Source organism: Streptomyces sp. Alt3 (assembly GCF_030719215.1).
In the GTDB taxonomy this organism is placed as follows: Bacteria; Actinomycetota; Actinomycetes; order Streptomycetales; family Streptomycetaceae; genus Streptomyces; species Streptomyces glycanivorans.
Map to the genome: position 1 here is coordinate 7,436,186 of NZ_CP120983.1, position 17,847 is coordinate 7,454,032.

11 protein-coding genes are annotated in these 17,847 nt (G+C 72.8%); all 11 read left to right on the top strand.

Translation table 11 applies throughout. From position 1 onward, the window contains the following. Positions 1–5 precede the first annotated feature (5 nt). A complete protein-coding gene (locus P8A20_RS32995) occupies positions 6–1,664 on the top strand; it encodes a PucR family transcriptional regulator (RefSeq protein ID WP_306104817.1) in 1,659 nt (552 codons plus the stop codon). Positions 1,665–1,827: 163 nt separating this feature from the next. Beyond that, positions 1,828–3,153, top strand: a complete 1,326-nt coding sequence (locus P8A20_RS33000; protein ID WP_306104818.1) for an MFS transporter — start codon at positions 1,828–1,830, stop codon at positions 3,151–3,153. A gap of 559 nt (positions 3,154–3,712) precedes the next feature. Further along, positions 3,713–4,312 carry a transglycosylase SLT domain-containing protein gene (locus P8A20_RS33005; protein ID WP_371606805.1) on the top strand — a complete coding sequence of 200 codons (600 nt, stop codon included), beginning with the start codon at positions 3,713–3,715 and terminating at the stop codon, positions 4,310–4,312. A 154-nt stretch (positions 4,313–4,466) separates the two neighbouring features. Continuing rightward, complete coding sequence (locus tag P8A20_RS33010; RefSeq protein WP_147961681.1) at positions 4,467–4,733, top strand: SDR family oxidoreductase; 267 nt, start codon at positions 4,467–4,469, stop codon at positions 4,731–4,733. A 76-nt stretch (positions 4,734–4,809) separates the two neighbouring features. Further along, a complete protein-coding gene (dgoD, locus tag P8A20_RS33015; protein WP_147961654.1) occupies positions 4,810–5,955 on the top strand; it encodes a galactonate dehydratase in 1,146 nt (381 codons plus the stop codon). Positions 5,956–6,006: 51 nt separating this feature from the next. Then, the gene (locus tag P8A20_RS33020; RefSeq protein ID WP_261988857.1) at positions 6,007–6,687 is read left to right on the top strand and encodes a bifunctional 4-hydroxy-2-oxoglutarate aldolase/2-dehydro-3-deoxy-phosphogluconate aldolase; all 681 of its coding nucleotides are present in this window, start codon (positions 6,007–6,009) and stop codon (positions 6,685–6,687) included. Then, positions 6,684–7,673: a sugar kinase gene (locus P8A20_RS33025; protein WP_147961655.1), complete on the top strand. Its 990-nt coding sequence runs from the start codon at positions 6,684–6,686 to the stop codon at positions 7,671–7,673. The genes P8A20_RS33020 and P8A20_RS33025 overlap by 4 nt, the downstream gene beginning before the upstream one ends. Positions 7,674–7,879: 206 nt before the next feature. Further along, positions 7,880–8,611, top strand: a complete 732-nt coding sequence (locus tag P8A20_RS33030) for a FadR/GntR family transcriptional regulator (RefSeq protein ID WP_306104819.1) — start codon at positions 7,880–7,882, stop codon at positions 8,609–8,611. 381 nt (positions 8,612–8,992) lie between these two features. Further along, entirely contained in the window at positions 8,993–10,111 is a 1,119-nt protein-coding gene (locus P8A20_RS33035; RefSeq protein WP_147961656.1) for an SDR family oxidoreductase, read from the top strand. A 64-nt stretch (positions 10,112–10,175) separates the two neighbouring features. Beyond that, positions 10,176–11,759: a PfaD family polyunsaturated fatty acid/polyketide biosynthesis protein gene (locus P8A20_RS33040; RefSeq protein WP_371606641.1), complete on the top strand. Its 1,584-nt coding sequence runs from the start codon at positions 10,176–10,178 to the stop codon at positions 11,757–11,759. 71 nt (positions 11,760–11,830) lie between these two features. After that, complete coding sequence (locus tag P8A20_RS33045; RefSeq protein ID WP_306104821.1) at positions 11,831–17,830, top strand: SDR family oxidoreductase; 6,000 nt, start codon at positions 11,831–11,833, stop codon at positions 17,828–17,830. The last annotated feature ends 17 nt before the right edge of the window (positions 17,831–17,847 follow it).

Here is a 17,847-nt window from a genome sequence, read left to right on the forward strand (position 1 = left end):
ACCGCGTGAACACAGCCGGAATCGGGGGCACCGACGCGACCGGTACCTCGCTGCGACGTCTCGCCGACGCACTGGGTACCGAGATGATGTGGGCCGGAGCCCGTGACCGTCCGATCGGTGAGGTGGTCATCGCCGAACCGGGGGACGTGCTCGCAGACCTCCCCGGTGCGCTGGTACTCGCCGTCGGGGCACGCGGCGCCGACGCGATCACCGTCGTGCGGTCGGCGGCGGAGGCGGGCGCCGCCGCCGTCGCGGTCAGGGCGGCGCCCGGCGAGGACGGCGCCCTGACCCCGCAGGTGAAGGCCGCAGCCGAGAGGGCGGGCATCGCGCTGATGGGCATCGCCGCCTCCGTCCGCTGGGACCGGGCCGAGGCCGACATACGCGGCGTGCTGGAACGCGGGGCCGCGGACGGGACCTCCGGCCACCGGGGCGACCTGTTCTCGCTCGCCCAGACCGTGGCCACGCTCACCCGCGGCGTGGTGAGCATCGAGGACGCCGCACACCGGGTGCTCGCCTACTCCGACTCGGGTGACGAGGCGGACGAACTGCGGCGCCGCTCCATCCTCGGCCGGACCTGTCCCGAGCCTTACCTCGCGCATCTGCGGCAATGGGGGGTCTACAGGCGGGCCCGCACCGGTGAGGAGGTCGTCGACGTCGAGGAACTGCCCGAGATGGGGGCACGCCGGCGAATGGTCATCGGTATCAACGCCGCCGGCCGGCCCCTCGGCACGGTCTGGGTGCAGGAGGGCACCCGCGGCCTTGCCGGGCGCACGGAGGAAGTGATGCGCGGTGCGGCGCGGCTCGCAGCCTCACAACTGGTCGACCACTGGTTCCAGGGTGACCCGGGGGCACGCCTTCCGTCCCGGGCGGGACTGGCGCACGGACTGCTGACAGGACGCTTCAACTCCGGGGCGCTCGCCGCGCACCTGGGCATCGCGCCGAACGCCTCCGCGACGGTCGTCGCCTTCGACCTGCGGGAGCCGGAGAGCGGGGACGCAGTCTCGCAGGACGCCCGCCGTGCGGAGGCAGCGGAGATCATCTCCGTACACGCGGCCTCGTACCGGCGCAGCGCCATGGTGGCGCAGGCCTGCGGGCAGGTGTACGCGATGCTGCCGGAGCGTGCCGCCGCACCCTCTTCCGAAGGGCTGCTCACGCGGTGGGCCGAGGATCTGGTGAGCGCGCTGCGCCACCACCTCCGGACGCCCGTCCAGGCCGTGGTGGCGGGCACCGCTCCGCGCCTCGACGACATACCCGCCGTGAAGCTACGCGGTCACCACGGCCTCCAGGTCCTCGCCCGCACCCCCGAGCGGCAGGTGGCCACCCACACGGCGCTCACCGCGTCCCTCATGGTCCGAGACGTGCTCGGGTTGCTGGACCGGCACAGCGAGATCCGCCATCCGGGCCTCGACGTACTCGCCCGCCACGACGACGCGCACGGCACCGAGATGTGCCGTTCCCTGCTGCTCTACCTCGACGCCTTCGGCGATGTCGGCCGGGTGGCGAAGGACCTGAACGTCCATCCCAACACCCTGCGCTACCGGGTTCGCAAGGCCGTCGCTCTCGCCGGCCTCGATCTGGACGATCCCGAGCACCGGATCGCGGCCATGCTGCAACTGCGGCTCTCCCGAGAGGAGCCGGGGACAAGCCCGTTCCCCGGTGGATGACGGCCGGGGCTCCCCGCTGCCCGACGCGGCTGTCCGCACGGACAGTCCGATGCCCGGAACGCTGTCCGGGCGGACAAACCGCAGGTGACCGGCGCCGGTTTAGGTTCACACCCCGTTCGCTTTCCGCGACGGCGAGCCCTTATCCCGAACCCGGAGCAGACCCATGACCGAACCTGCCCACCTGGCACCGGCGCCCGCGAACGCGGTCACCGCCGAGTCCCCCGGCGGCATGCGACGCATCGCCACGGCCAGCTTCATCGGCACGGCCATCGAGTTCTACGACTACTACATCTACGGCACCGCGGCCGCGCTCGTCCTCAACGAGGCGTTCTTCCCGGAACTGTCCAAGACCGCCGGCACTTTGGCCACCCTCTCGACCTTCGCCATCGGCTTCGCGGCACGGCCCATCGGGGCCGCGGTCTTCGGTCACTACGGAGACCGTGTCGGCAGGAAGACCGTCCTCGTCGTGTCCCTGCTGATGATGGGCCTCTCCACCGGGCTGATAGGTCTGCTGCCCGGTTACGCCACCCTCGGTGTGTGGGCGCCGGTCCTGCTGGTGCTCCTGCGCGTCGTCCAGGGCCTCGGACTGGGCGGCGAGTGGGGCGGTGCGGCGCTCCTCGCCGTCGAGCACGCGCCGAAGAAGAAGCGGGGCCTGTACGCCGCGGCTCCGCAGATGGGCTCACCGGTCGGCTACTTCGCGGCCACGGTGACCTTCCTGCTGATGTCGTCGGTGCTCGACGACGGCGCGTTCGAGAGCTGGGGCTGGCGCATCCCCTTCCTGCTCTCCTTCGTGCTGGTCGCGGTCGGTCTGGCCATCCGGCTGAAGATCTCCGAAACTCCGGCCTTCGCCAAGGTCGTGGAGGAACGGGGGACGACGAAGGCCCCGCTCGTCGAGGCCTTCCGCCGCCACCCGAAGGAGATGCTGCTGGGCGCCGGAATGATCACTGTCGTGTACGTGATGTTCTACACCGTCGCCACCTACTGCATGACGTACACGACGGGCACGCTGGAGATCCCCAAGAACGACATGCTCGGCCTCACGCTCGTCGCGGTCGTGGTGCTCGGCGTGTCCACGTTTTTCGTCGCCCGCTGGTCGGACCGTGTGGGCCGCCGCAAGCTGATCATCGCCGGCGCCGCGTTCGGTGTGGTCTGGGGCGCGGTGCTCTTCCCGCTCCTGGACACCAGGAACTACGTGCTGATCGCTGTCGCGCTGAGCGGGGCCCTGCTCTGCATGGGCATCATCTACGGGCCGGCCGGTGCCTACATGCCCGAGTTGTTCGGTACGAACATGCGGTACTCGGGCGCCGGATTCTCCTACAACCTCGGTGGCGTGCTCGGCGGCGCGGCCGCGCCACTGATCGTGACCGCGCTGGCGGAGGCGTACAGCCCGTCGGTGGGCGGCTGGTTCATGAGCGCGATGGCGCTCGTCTCGCTGGCGTGTGTTCTCGCGCTCCCCGAGACCGCCGAGCGCGACCTCGACAAGGTCTGATCGACCCGCCCAGGCCCGGGGCGAGATCACCGACAGGGCCCGCACCGTCGGCGCGGGCCCTGATCCGCACGCGCGTCCGCCCCCGGTCCTGGGAGACGGGACGTCCGAGGGCGGCCCGGATGACGCCGGGCAGACGCGGGGGCCATGCCGTGACCTCTCCCGCCCCGTCCCCGGAACCGAGCCCAGGACCGGTCAGCCCACGCGCTCCCGCAGTGTCCGCGTGACGCCGTCGGTGTGTGCGGACGTCCCGGGGCGGTGCCCTGCCCCCCCCGCCTGGTCCGATCCGGGCCCTACCTGTGAGCCCACCCATAGGGCGCAGGTCACATACGAGGCGCGGTAGTAGGGCGCCGGGCCGGGTCCGGCGGTGCCTGACCGCCCAGACCGGTCCGTACGCCCCGGCCTACGGGGAGGCGTAGTAATGCCGGTCGTTGCCCTCGCTCCGATGTGCCGCTAACCATGGATCGAGCCCACGGGAGCAGATGCTCCGGGGCGGCCGGACACGCCGCACGGTCCGTACGTACGGACCCTGCCTCGCTTCTGGCCCCCGTAGCCCCGTGGCATCCCCGACCCCGTCGCAAGGAGATCTTCCATCCGTACGTCCGCCCAGTCCCTGACCCCCGCCGCCCGCAACGCCCGGATCCGCAGGTTCTCCGTTTCCGGACTGTGTGCCGCCGGGGCCGCAGCAGCGGCCCTGACCCTCGCCCCGTCCCCCGCGCACGCCGCCGAGCCGGCCTCGCACGGTGTGGCGACGTCCGCCGCCGGAGTCTCGGCGGCCGGGATCTCCGCGCAGGCGCACGCCATGGCGGAGAGGGCGCACAAGGCGAGCAAGGCCACCGACACGGACGACCTGGACCGCTGGATCCGGAAGTCCCTCAAGATCATGAAGGCCGAGGGGATCCCCGGCACCTACGAGGGGCTGCACCGCAACATCATGCGTGAGTCCGGCGGTGACCCCCACGCGGCCAACGGCTGGGACGTCAACGCGCAGAACGGCACGCCGTCCAAGGGGCTGCTCCAGGTGATCCAGCCGACCTTCGAGGCGTACCACGTGGACGGCACCGCCAAGAGCCTCACCGACCCGGTCGCCAACATCACCGCGGCGGCCAACTACGCCGCCGACAAGTACGGCTCCATCGACAACGTCGACTCCGCCTACTGAGCACCGCGCACCGGCAGCACACGGCACGGCCGCACTCCTGACAGGGGTGCGGCCGTGCCGTTTCGCGTGCGGCTCCGGTCCGGCGTTCCGCGGGGCGGCCCCTTGGCCTGAGGCAATAATTCATATTTAATAACTCTGCGGGTGCCCCGGGCGCCTGCCGACCGTCCGAACGCCGTCCAGGCCGCAGTACCGGAGCCGCCCGTGCAGCCCACAGGCCCGCAGATGTCCGGCGGCGCGGGCCGCGCGGGTCGGCCAGGCCGACCGGCGCGGCAGCGTCGAGCAGACAGTGGCCCGGGGGCTCGGACGGCCCGAGGAGGTCGCCGGTGCGACTGCCCTCCTCCTGAGCGAGGACACCCCATTAGTCACCGGCGCCCCACCGGTCGTCGACGGAGGACGGAGCGCCTGCCGGACCTCCTGCTGACCCGCACCCCTTCACCGAGGTCGCCCGTGCCCGGCAGGCGGACCGCCGTCCGCTGCCGGCCGTTCCGAGGAGAAACATGAAGATCAGCCGTATCGAGACCTTCGCGGTGCCGCCCCGCTGGCTGTTGTGCCGGGTCGAGACGGACGACGGCGTCGTCGGCTGGGGCGAGCCGGTGGTCGAGGGCCGCGCCGCCACCGTCCGCACCGCCGTGCACGAACTCTCCGAACTCCTCGTCGGGCAGGACCCGCTGCGGATCGAGGACCACTGGCAGACCATGACCAAGGGCTCGTTCTACCGCGGCGGCCCGGTCCTCTCCAGCGCGGCGTCCGGACTCGACCAGGCACTCTGGGACATCGCGGGCAAGGTCTACGGCGCCCCCGTGCACCAGTTGCTCGGCGGGCCGGTACGCGAGCGGGTGCGGGCGTACACCTGGGTCGGCGGGGACGAGCCCACCCAGATCGCCGAGGCGGTGCGGGAACAGGTCGAGGCCGGCTTCACCGCGGTGAAGATGAACGCCTCCGGGCGGATGAACCGGCTGGCGACCACCCGCGACATCGGTGAGGTCGTCTCCCGTGCCGCCGCCGCACGCGAGGCGCTCGGCGACGACCGGGACTTCGCCGTCGACTTCCACGGCCGGTTCACCGTCGCCAACGCCGCCAAGATCCTGCCGCATCTCGCCCCGTACAACCCGCTGTTCGTCGAGGAGCCCGTGCTCCCCGAGTACACCCACCGGCTGCGCGACCTGGTCGCGGGATCGCCCGTACCGCTGGCCACGGGGGAGCGGCTGTTCTCGCGCACCGACGTGCTCCCCGCCCTCATGGCCGGAGTGGCGGTCATCCAGCCCGACCTCTCCCACGCGGGAGGGATCTCCGAGGTCCGCCGGATCGCCGCGCTCGCCGAGACCTTCGACGTGCTCCTCGCGCCGCACTGCCCGCTGGGACCGGTCTCACTCGCGGCCAGCCTCCAGGTCGCCTTCAGCACCCCGAACTTCCTGATCCAGGAACAGAGCATCGGCATCCACTACAACGTCGGCGCCGGACCGCTGGACTACCTCGCCGACCCGACACCGCTGGACTTCCACGAAGGACACTTCCTGCGGAGCACGGCACCCGGCCTCGGCATCGACGTGGACGAACGCGCGGTCCGGGCCGCCGACAACACCGTCGAGGACTGGCACAACCCGATCTGGCGCCATGCCGACGGATCCTTCGCCGAATGGTGAACCCGGCCCCGGCCACCGAACGGTGACGCGGCCGACCCGCAGAACGACTCCATGGACGTGAATCACATGCACCCCCTGTCCCCGCCGAACAGCGACACCTTCGCCGAAGTGCTCCGGCGCACCCGCCTGGCCGCCATCGTGCGCGGCCCGGACCCCGACGCCGCGCTGCGCACGGTCCTGACCCTCGCGCAGGAGGGCGTGGCCCTCGTGGAGGTCTCCCTCAACACCACCGACGCCCTCGGGGTCATACGCCGCGCCGCCGCCGAGGTGGGCCCCGGAACCGTCGTCGGTGCCGGCACCGTGCTGACCGAGGAAGACGTCGAACGCGCCCACGAGGCCGGGGCCGGCTGGATGGTCACCCCCGCGCTCACCGAGTCCGTGGCCGCCTCGGTACGGGCGGGGCTGCCCGTACTGGCCGGTGCGCTCACCCCGACGGAGGCCGTCGCCGCCCGGCGCGCGGGCGCCGACGCCGTCAAGCTGTTCCCCGCCTCGCTCGGCGGACCCGCCTACCTCAAGGCCCTGCGCGACCCCTTCCCCGACATGCCGATCGTGCCCGTCGGCGGGGTGGACCTCGCCGGAGCCGAGCGGTACCTCGCCCACGGAGCGGTCGCGGTGGGTGTCGGATCGCCGCTCGTCGGCGACGCCGTACACGGCGGAGACCTGGCCGCCCTTCGCGAGCGCGCCCGCCGCTTCGTCGCCCTGTGCTCCGCCGGCACCCAGGAGGAGTCGTGAGCGCCGCTCCCGGGCGGACACCCGCCCCTGTCGACGTCCTGACCTTCGGTGAGACCATGCTCGCCGCCCAACTCCCAGGTTCCCTGGCGGTCGGCGCACAGGCCCGCACCACCGTCGCCGGCGCCGAGTCGAACGTAGCCATCGGCCTCGCCCGGCTGGGGCACCGCGCCGCCTGGGCCGGACTCGTCGGGGACGACGAACCCGGCCGCCTCGTCCTGCGCACACTCCGCGGGGAAGGCGTCGACATCACCCGTGCCGCCACCCGGGCCACCGCCCCCACCGGCGCGATGCTCCGTGAGCAGCGCGTCGCGGACCTCGTGCGGGTCCACTACTGGCGCAGCGGCTCCGCGGCCTCGCTGCTCACCCCCGCCGACATCGAGCCCGCCCTCGGCGACGGCGCCAGGGTGCTCCACCTGACCGGCATCACCTGTGCGCTCGGCCCCGGCCCCCTGGAGGCGGCGCGCGCGGCAGCCGCCCACGCCCACGCGCGCGGATGGACCGTCGCCCTCGACGTCAACCACCGGCAGCGACTCTGGACGGCCGAGGAGGCGGGCACGGCGCTTCGGCCGCTGCTGCCTCACGTCACCGTCCTGATCGCGTCGGACGACGAACTCCCGGTCGTGAGCGGTGCGTTCTCCGATTCCCCCGACGGCGAGGAACGAGCCGTGGACGCGCTCCTGGACAGCGGGGTGCGCGAGGTGGTCGTCAAACGCGGGGGAGAGGGAGCCGCCTACCGTGACCGGCAGGGTGTCCGGCACTCCGTACCCGCTCTGCGTGTGCCCGTGCGCGACACGGTGGGAGCCGGCGACGCGTTCTGCGCCGGATATCTGTCCGGCCTGCTCGACGGGCTCCCGCCGGCCGGACGGCTCGCCCGCGCGAACACGCTCGGCGCGTTCGCGGTCGCCTCGGACGGCGACTGGGAGGGACTGCCGCGCCGCGACGAACTCGGCCTGCTGGCCGCCGCGCCGGGCACCGCGATCCGCTGACCCGGGGCCGGTCCAGGCGGCCGGAACGACGCCGCGGACACCGGTCGGCAAATGTCCTGGTGCTTCAATGGTGTCGCTTCGCACCGCGCTCCCCGGGCCCGGGGAGCGCGGACACCCGGGTCCGCTTCCCGGCAGGGCGTGCGGGGTCCCCACGAGGCGCCCGTGCGCAACGCCCGTAGGGCTTCACCAGGACGAGGAGGCGGGCCATGGCGGCCTACGTCGGCAGGGGCATCCACGGTCAGGTCGTGGAGGCCCTGGGGTACCGGATCGTCTCCGGACGGATCGCCCAGGGGGACACCATCGACGTGCGGTCCGTCGCCGAGGAGATGGACATCAGTCTCACCGTGATGCGGGAGTCCCTGAAGGTCCTCGCCGGCAAGGGGCTCATCGACTCCCGTCAGAAGCGCGGCACCTTCGTCCAGCCGGACCGCGAGTGGAACTTCCTCGACGCCGACGTGATCCGCTGGCGGGTGGCGGGCGGCCACGGTGCGAAGCTGCTCGGTGACCTCGCCGAGGTGCGCGCCATCATCGAGCCGGCCGTGGCCAGGCACGCCGCCGCGCGCAGGAGCGAGCGGGATCTCGTCGCCCTGGAGGAGGCCTTGGCGGCCATGGGCCGTACCCGGGGTGACGCCGAGATGGCGGCCGGAGCGGACACGGCCTTTCACCGCGCGCTCTTCAGGGCTACGGGAAACGATCTGCTCGCCCGGTTCGACCTGCTGCTGGAGCCCGGGCTCCGCGAGCGCGACCGCCTCGTGCACACACACCGGCAGGGCGACGATCCCGTGCCCAGCCACCGGGCGGTTCTGGACGCCGTCAGGGACGCCGACCCGGAGCGCGCGCACGCCGCCATGACGGAGCTCCTCGAGAAGGCCGGCGCCGACGCGGAGGCCGTGACCGGCGGGGCGGCCACCGGCGCGGCAGCCGCGCACGGAGGCTGAGCACGGAGGCTGAGCACGGAGGCTGAGCACGGAGGCTGAGCACCGGGTCGACCGGCGGCACCGGCACCGAATGCGTCCACGGAGCGTCCCGCACCGGCAGGGGCGGACGGCCACCCGGTGTACGGACACCGGCCGGGGCGGTCGTTCCGCATGACGACCGCGTCCGGAATCAACGTACTTCGACAGATACGGGCCACTGCCCGTAGGGCCGATCGGGTGAAGTTCGGCAAACGCGTCAGCCGTGCCGTTTCCCGGCTCGCGTGTCGAAGGTTGTCCATCGCGGAAGAACGGCCGGGGGGATTTCGGGCGACTCCACACGTTCCACGGTTCCCCGCCCGGGCGACCGGTTTCTCCGATCTCTGAACTCTGGAGTCACTGAAAGTGCGAGTCGCTCTTACCGGGGCCACCGGGTTCCTGGGGCTGCGCCTTGTCCGCCGACTGCTGGACCGGTACGCCTCGTTGACGGTGCTCGGCCACGCGGGATCGGGCTGTGCGCTCAGCCGGATCACCCGCTTCATGGAGCTGAGCGGAGCGCCCGCCGCGCTGATCGCGGAGCTCCCCACCCGGCTTCGCGTCGTGGAGATCGACCTGTGCCGGCCGGAACTCGGGCTGCCCGCAGCCGAATACCGGAGGCTCGCCGACGAACTGGACGTGATCTGGCACTGCGCGGGCAACATCAACCTGGACGACGATCTCGGCAGCCTCCGCCTGACGAACGTCGAAGGCACCAGGCACGTACTGGAGTTGGCCGCTTCCGGAGCCCGTCGGCCGCTGGTCCACCACATCGGCACCGCCTTCGTGGGCGGCGCGCGCCGTGAAGGCGTCGTCTACGAGGACGAGCTGGAGGACCGGCACGGCTTCGAGAACAGTTACGAGCGGTCCAAGTACGAGGCCGAGGTCCTGGTGCGCGACTGGTCCAGGCTCCACGGACGGCCGGTCGTCGTCATGCGGCCGAGCGTCCTGGTCACGGACCTGCCGCCGTCCCCCGGACTCCCGCAGCACCCGCTCCAGTTCCTGGCGCGGATCGTGGAGTCCTCGGCGCGTGGCGGCGGGCTCCCGGAGAGGGACGTTCCCGAGGAACGACGTCCGGTGGTACGGCTGGCGGGCGACCCCCGGGGCCATCTGAACCTGATGCCGGTGGAGCACGCGGCCGCCGTCATGGTCCGGCTGGCGAACCGGCCACCTTCGGGGCGGGCCGACGTCTACCACGTCGTCCACGACCATGACGTGGCGACCACGGTCCTCACCGCCCTGGTCGAACGCATCGCACCGGTGAGGGTGCGGCTCGTCAGGAAGCGGCCCGACCAGCGGGCCCGGCTGGAGGCGGCCGTGGACCTCTACCCCGGGTTCACGCCCTACCTCAGCCACCGGCGTCGCTTCGACGACACCCGGGTGCGGAGCCTGCTGGGCCCGTTCTCCTCGGGGATCCGCGTCGATCTCGACTACCTCACGGCAGGCATCAGCACGAGCCGGACCGCCACCACCGCCGGAGCACCCTAGCCCGTACGCGGCCTCGCACCCGAGAACACGCGGTTCGCACCTCTTCCTGATGGGAGACCCACCCTTGTCCGTACTGGCACGTCCCGACGGGACCGTCACCGCCTCACCGGCCTTCGCACCGGAAGGGATCGCGGCCTGCGTCCGGCAGGTCCGGGACCACGCGCACATCGTCGCAGGTCCCACCGGCCGGGAGCTGGGCCTGGTGACGGGCCCGAGGCCCACGGGCGACGTCGTCGGCACGCTGCCGCCGCTGTATCCGGAGTGGCTGGGAGGACGGACCTTCTGCGAGGCCCACGGTGTCCGTTTCCCCTACGTGGCCGGGGAGATGGCGAACGGCATCGCCACGACCCGGATGGTCGTCGCGACGGCGCGCGCCGAGATGCTCGGGTTCTTCGGCGCCGGCGGCCTCGCGCTCACCGAGGTCGAGCGCGCGGTGCACGAACTGGCGACGGAGCTGCCCGGAAGGCCGAACTGGGGGGTAAACCTGATCCATTCGCCGAACGAGCCCGGCCTGGAGCACCAGGTCGCCCAGCTGCTGCTGCGCCGGTCCGTCCCCTGCGTCTCGGCGTCGGCGTACATGGACCTCACCCCGGCCGTGGTGCTGTGCTCGGCCGCCGGACTGCGCAGGGGGCCCGACGGGCGGATCGTCCGGCGTACGAGGCTCTTCGCCAAGGTGTCGAGGCCCGAGGTCGCCGCCCGCTTCCTCTCCCCGGCGCCACCCGGTCTGCTCCGTCCCCTGGTCGAGAGCGGAGAGCTCACCGCGGAGGAAGCCGCGCTGGCCGCGCTGGTGCCCGTGGCCGAAGACCTCACGGTGGAGTCCGACAGCGGAGGGCACACCGACAACCGCCCTCTCGCCGTCCTGCTGCCGCGGATCCAGGGCCTGCGGGAGGAGATCACCCGGCGCTTCGGCTACACACGGGCGGTCCGGATCGGTGCCGCGGGTGGGCTGGGCACGCCGGACGGGCTGGCAGCCGCCTTCGCCCTCGGCGCGGAGTACGTCGTGACGGGGTCGGTGAACCAGGTCGCCGTGGAAGCCGGCCTCTCGGACGACGCGAAGGCGATGCTGGCCGAAGCCGACATCGCCGATGTGATCATGGCCCCGTCCGCCGACATGTTCGAGGCGGGCGTAAGGCTCCAGGTCCTGCGCCGGGGGACCCTGTTCGCGCAGCGGGCCGGCCACCTCTACGAGGCGTACCAGGCCCATCCCTCGCTGGAGGCATTGCCGACGCAGCTGCGCACCAAGCTCGAACGGGACGTGTTCAGAGCCCCGGTCGAAGAGGTGTGGGCGAGCACGCGGCGCTTCTGGCAACAGCGCGACCCGGCGGAGGCGGACCGAGCGGAGAAGGACCCGCGGCACCGCATGGCCCTGGTCTTCCGCTGGTACCTGGGCAACTCCAGCCGGTGGGCGATCACCGGTGAGCCGACCCGGCGCGCCGACTACCAGATCTGGTGCGGCCCCGCGATGGGCGCCTTCAACCGGTGGACCGCGGACAGCTTTCTGGCGGAACCGGCCAACCGCACCGTGGTCCAGATCGCGCTCAACCTGCTCGAAGGCGCCGCGGTCGCCACCCGCGCGCACCAACTGCGCACCTACGGAGTGCCGGTGCCGCCCTCGGCGTCCGCCTTCACCCCGTGCCGCCTCGCCTGACCGGGTTCCGTGTGCCCTTCGCCGGACCGCCGAGGACGCGCCCCGCACCGAACAGCAAGGAAGTGGAGAGCATGCCCGCCTCTCGCCCCCGACAGGTACCGATCGCAGTGGTCGGCATCGGCGCTCTCATGCCCGGCGAGCACGGTGCCGGCGGCTTCTGGCGCACGGTCGTGAACGGCCGTGACCTGATGACCGAAGTCCCCGCCACCCGCTGGCTGGTCGAGGACTACTACGACCCCGACCCGACGGCTCCCGACAAGACCTACGCCCGCAGAGGGGCCTTCCTCTCCGACGTCGAGTTCGACCCGATGGCCTTCGGGATCCTCCCCAACTCCCTCGCGGCCACCGACACCGTGCAGCTCCTCGCACTCACCGTCGCCGAGCAGGTGCTCACCGATACCGGCGGACTCGGCGGGACCGACCGCGACCGCGTGTCCGTGATCCTCGGGGCGGGTGCCACGGAACTGTTCACGCACATGACCGCGCGGATCCAGCGCCCGGTCTGGCTCAAGGCCCTCCGGGAGAACGGGATCCCGGAGGTCGAGGCGCAGGCCGTCTGCGACAGCATCACCGGCCACTACACCCCGTGGCAGGAATCGACGTTTCCGGGACTGCTCGGCAACGTCATCGCGGGCCGGATCGCGAACCGTTTCGACCTGCACGGCACCAACCACGTCACGGACGCGGCATGCGCGAGTTCCTTCGCGGCCCTCTCGACGGCCGTGAGCGAACTCTCCCTCGGCCGGGCCGACCTGGTCATCGGTGGAGGCGTCGACGCGTCGAACGACGCCGGCACCTTCATGTGCTTCTCCAAGACGCCCGCCCTGTCACCCAGCGGCGACTGCCGTCCCTTCTCGGACGCGGCCGACGGCACGATGCTCGGCGAGGGCATCGCCATGTACGCGTTGAAGCGGCTCGCCGACGCCGAGCGCGCCGGTGACCGGGTCTACGCCGTCATCCGCGGGATCGGCACCTCGTCGGACGGCAGGAGCGGCGCGATCTACGCGCCGGTCCCCGAAGGACAGGCCCGGGCCCTGCGACGCACCTACGAGGACGCCGGCTACGGACCGGAGACCGTGGAACTGGTGGAGGCGCACGGCACCGGCACCGGAGCGGGTGACGCCGCCGAGTTCGCCGCGCTGCGCCAGGTCTTCGAGGAGTCCGGCCGGCAGGAAGGGCAGTGGTGCGCCCTCGGCTCGGTCAAGTCCCAGGTCGGCCACACCAAGGGCGCCGCCGGTGCCGTCGGCCTCCTCAAGAGCGTCCTGGCCCTGCACCACAAGGTCCTCCCGCCGATGATCAAGGTGGACCGGCCCGACCCCGCGATGAGGATCGACGACAGCCCGTTCTACCTGAACACTCGGTCGCGTCCATGGGTGCGCTCACCGGACCGGCCGCGCCGGGCAGCCGTGTCCAGCTTCGGCTTCGGCGGCAGCAACTTCCACGTCACGCTGGAGGAGTACACCCCCTCCCCGGGATCCGAGGCACGTACGGCCTGGCGTACGCGGACCGCCCCCACCGAACTGGTGCTGCTCAGCGCTCCGTCGGCGGCCACGCTCCTGGAACGCGGGTTCGACGGTGACCAACCCCTGGCCGGGATCGCGCGGAGGAGCCAGCAGGACTTCCGTGCGCACGACCCCGTGCGCCTCGCGGTCGTCGCCGCGGACCACGACGACCTGTCGGACAAGCTGAAGCAGGCCTTCGCACTGATCGGCCGGCAGCCGGACAGGGGCTTCTCCACGCCGACCGGTGTCCACTACGCCACCGGCGCGGCCACGCCCGGCCGGATCGGGTTCCTCTTCCCGGGCCAGGGCGCCCAGTACGTCGGCATGGGCGCGGACGTCGCCATGCTGTCGCCGGACGCCCAGGCGGTGTGGGACCGGCTGGGCACCACGGAGTCCGGCGACCGCGAGCTCCACCGCGTGGTCTTCCCGCCACCTGCCTTCAGCGATGGGGACCGGGCCGGGCAGCAGGCCCTGCTGACCCGTACCGAGTGGGCGCAGCCCGCGCTGGCGGTGCACAGCCTCGCTCTCGTCGAGGTCCTGCGAGGTCTCGGCCTGCGGCCCGACTGCGTGGCCGGACACAGCTTCGGCGAACTGGTGGCGCTGCACGCGGCCGGCGCCCTGGAGGCCGATGCGCTCGTGAGCCTCGCCCGCCGGCGGGGCGAGCTGATGCGCGACGCGGTGGCCACGCCGGGGGCCATGCTGGCCGTGGCGGCCGGGCAGGCCCGGACGGAGGAGGTCATCGCCGGATGCGGGGTCACCGAGGTCTGGGTGGCCAACCACAACGCCCCCGCCCAGACCGTGATCTCCGGAGCCTCGGGAGCGGTCGGGACCGTCGAACGGAAGCTCACCGCCGAGGGGATCACCACCCGGCGGCTGGAAGCCGCGACCGCCTTCCACAGCCCGCTCGTCGCCCCCGCGAGCGAACCGCTGCTCGCCCACCTGCGCGGGATCACGGTCGGCGAACCCCGGATCGACGTGTACGGCAACGCCGACGCGGCGGTGTACCCGACCGAACCCGAGGAGATCCGCCGCAGGATCGCCGGCCACCTCGCGGCGCCCGTGCTGTTCAGCGCCGGGATCGAGGCGATGTACGCGGCGGGAGTACGGACGTTCGTCGAGGTCGGCGCCGGTGAGGCGCTCACCGGACTCGTCACGCAGATCCTCGGCGACCGTGACCACCTCGCCGTCGCCCTGGACCGTAAGGGCCGCAACGGAATCACCTCCCTGCACGACGCGCTCGGCCGGCTCGCCGCCCGGGGCGTCCCACTCGACCACGACCACATGTGGGCGCCCTACGCGCCGCCCGCAGCAGCAGCCGAGGAGCGCAAGCCCAGGATGACCGTTCAGATCAACGGCAGGAACCAGGGCAGGGTCTACCCGCCCGCCGGAGGAGCCGCGGCGCTGCCCCCGCCGAACCCGCTCCGCGTAGCCGACGTACCCCCGCCGGCCGCGCAGATCCCCGATCGGACAACCGTCGCCCCCGTCGGCCCCGCTGTCGTCGAACCCGCGCCCTCCGTCGGTACCCTCGCCACCCCCGCTCCCGCGCTCTCCGTGCCCCAAGCGCCCGCCGCGGGTACGGACGCCGACTGGTTCACCGCGATCGACAACGTGCAGCGCTACACGGCACAGGCCCACGAGGCCTGCCAGCGCATGCTGACCGAAAGCCACATGGCCTTCCTGCAGATGACGGAGACGACCTTCGCCGCGATGCTGGGCGCACAGGCCGGCCCGCCCACGAGGACCCTGGCTCCCGTCGCCCCGCCCGTCCTGCCCACGCTTCCCGAAGCCGCCGTGCCGACGGTGGCAGCGGCTTCCGTCACGCCCCCCGCGTACTCCTACGCCATGCCCGCCGCGACTCCCGTGGCGGCTGTACCCGCCCCGGCCCGGGCGGCGGACACCTCCCCGGTCGTGCTCCCGCAGCAGGCGGCCGCAGCAGTGCCCGCTGCTCCCGGCGCGCCTCGGGACATGTCCGTCGAGGACTTCGAGGAACTGCTGCTGTCCGTGGTGGCGGAGCGGACGGGCTACCCGGTCGCGATGCTGAATGTGGACATGGAGCTCGAGTCCGATCTGGGAGTGGACTCGATCAAGCGGGTGGAGATCCTCTCCGCCATGCGGGAGAAGGCCGGTGGCCATGAGGAGGGTCAGGTCGGCGAGCTCCTGAAGCTGCGCACGCTTCGGCAGATCGTCGACGCGTTCACCGCCACCACTGCCGCTCCCGCAGCCCCGATCGTCTCCTCCGCCGTCGTAGCGCCGGCCGCCACCGACACCGCCACCGCTCCCGCAGCCACCGCTGAGGTGGAGCCCCGGGGGGAGTCCTTCCGGCCGGCCGAACTCAGCCGGCTCGCCGTGCGTACGGTCCCCACCCCCGCGCCCGGGCTGACCCTGGCCGGTCTCGGTGACGAGCCGATCGCCGTGACCGACGACGGCCACGGGATCGCGGAGAGGGTGGCGGCGCGACTGACCGGCCACGGCTTCCCGGCCACCGTCGTCCCCGGCGTCCCCCCGGCCTCGCGAGCCGTCGTGCACCTCGGCGGTCTCGCCCCGGCCGGCTCTCCCGAGGCCGCGCTGGAGGTGCAGCGCGACGTCTTCGAAGCCATGAGGTCGGTCGCGCCCCACTTCACCGCCGGAGGCGGGCTGTTCGTCGCCGTGCAGGACACCGGCGGAGACTTCGGGCTCCGTGGCAGCAGGCCGGAACGGGCCTGGCTCGGAGGCATCGCCGCGCTCGCCAGGACCGCCGCCAGGGAATGGACCGCGGCCACGGTCAAGGCGATCGACTGCGAGCGCGGGGAACGTGACGCGGACGCCGTCGCCGAGGCCGTCGTGGCAGAACTCCTCGACGGCGGGCCCGCGGCGGAGGTCGGCCTGCGTGCGGACGGCTCCCGCACCACGCCGGTCGTGACCCCGGTGCCCGCGGAGCCCGGTCCGGCCACCCGGACGGGCCCGGGCTCGGTCGTCGTGGCCACCGGCGGAGCCCGCGGGGTGACCGCGGCCGCGCTGCTCGACCTCGCCAGGGCCCATAGGCCCCGCATCGTGCTCCTGGGCCGCACCGAGCTCTCCGAGGAACCGCCGGGCCTGTCGGCGGCGACCGACGAGCCCGCGCTCACCCGGGCCCTCGCCGAACGCTCCGGCACGGCCACCCCCGCCGGGATCGGGGCCGAGGCCAGGAGGATCCTCGCGGTCCGCGAGGTCCGGTCCACGGTCGAGGCCCTGGAGGACGCCGGCTCCGAGGTCCGCTACATCCCCGTGGACGTCCGGGACGGCGAGGCGGTGCGCAGTGTGCTCGACGGGGTCCGCCGGGACTGGGGCCCGGTCACCGGAATCGTGCACGGTGCCGGAGTGCTGGCGGACAGGCTGATCGCCGACAAGACCGACGAACAGTTCGACCAGGTCCTGGCCACCAAGGTGGGAGGCCTGCGCGCACTGCTCTCGGCGACCGAGGACGATCCGCTCGACACGATCATCCTGTTCTCCTCGGTGGCGGCGGTGTTCGGGAACGTCGGGCAGAGCGACTACGCCGTCGCCAACGAGGTGCTCAACCACGTCGCCTGCGCCGAGCGCGCCCGGCGGCCCGACTGCCTGGTCCGCTCCATCGCCTGGGGCCCGTGGCACGGCGGAATGGTCACCCCCGCGCTGGCGGCCCACTTCGGCCGGTCGGGTGTGCCGCTCATTCCCGTCGAGCGGGGCGCCGCCGCCTTCACCGCCGAGCTGAACGCCACGGGCGCCGACACAAGGGTGGTCATCGCCGCCGGGGAGGACCTCGGCTCCACGGCGGCCTCCCCCGAACCGGTCGCGGCGCGGTTCCACGTCGGCGCGCACACCCATCCCCATCTCACCGACCACACCGTCGCCGACGTCCCCGTCCTGCCCGTGGCCGTCGCTCTGGACCGGTTCGCCGCAGCGGCAGCGGCCTGGCGGCCTGACGCCGGCCATCTGGTGCTGCGGGACCTGCGCGTCTTCAGCAAGATCGCGCTGCCGGACCTCGACGGCGCCGGCCATCGGCTCACCCTGAGGGGCCGCAGGGCCGCGACCGGATCTCCGGCGGACCTGGAGGCCGAACTTGCCGGGGAGGACGGCACACCGCACCACCGCGTCCAGATGGAGTTCCTGGCGTGCCCGCCGCCGCCGGCGCCCTGGGACGTCCCGCAGGGTCTCGTCACGCCCGAGGACACCGCGATCTACGACGGCCGGGTGCTGTTCCACGGCCCGCGTTTCCACGCCCTCCGCACCGTCCATGGGGTCGGGACCGACGGGGCCGAGGCCACGGTGGCCGGTCTGACGGAACTCGGCTGGGGCGGTGACCACTGGCAGCTCGACGCGGCCGCCACGGACGGCGCCCTGCAACTCGCCCTGCTGTGGGCGGACAGAGCACTCGGTGACGCGACCCTGCCGATGGCTGTCGCGGAGTGCCGGGTGCACCGGCGCGGTCCGGTGCCGGGCACCGTGCGATGCGTGGTGAGGGCCCGGAAGGTCCACGAGACGGGGGCGCGCTGCGATGCGGCGCTCATCGACCCGGACGGATCGCCCAGGGTGGAGCTCCTCGGCGTGGAACTCGTACGGCGACCCTCCTGACCCGCTGCCCCGGATCC

Coding starts and splice junctions, on each gene's coding strand:
- P8A20_RS33030 (WP_306104819.1), top strand. CDS start 7,880: ATGGCGGCCTACGTCGGCAGGGGCATCCACGGTCAGGTCGTGGAGGCC.
- P8A20_RS33000 (WP_306104818.1), top strand. CDS start 1,828: ATGACCGAACCTGCCCACCTGGCACCGGCGCCCGCGAACGCGGTCACC.
- dgoD (WP_147961654.1), top strand. CDS start 4,810: ATGAAGATCAGCCGTATCGAGACCTTCGCGGTGCCGCCCCGCTGGCTG.
- P8A20_RS33045 (WP_306104821.1), top strand. CDS start 11,831: ATGCCCGCCTCTCGCCCCCGACAGGTACCGATCGCAGTGGTCGGCATC.
- P8A20_RS33020 (WP_261988857.1), top strand. CDS start 6,007: ATGGACGTGAATCACATGCACCCCCTGTCCCCGCCGAACAGCGACACC.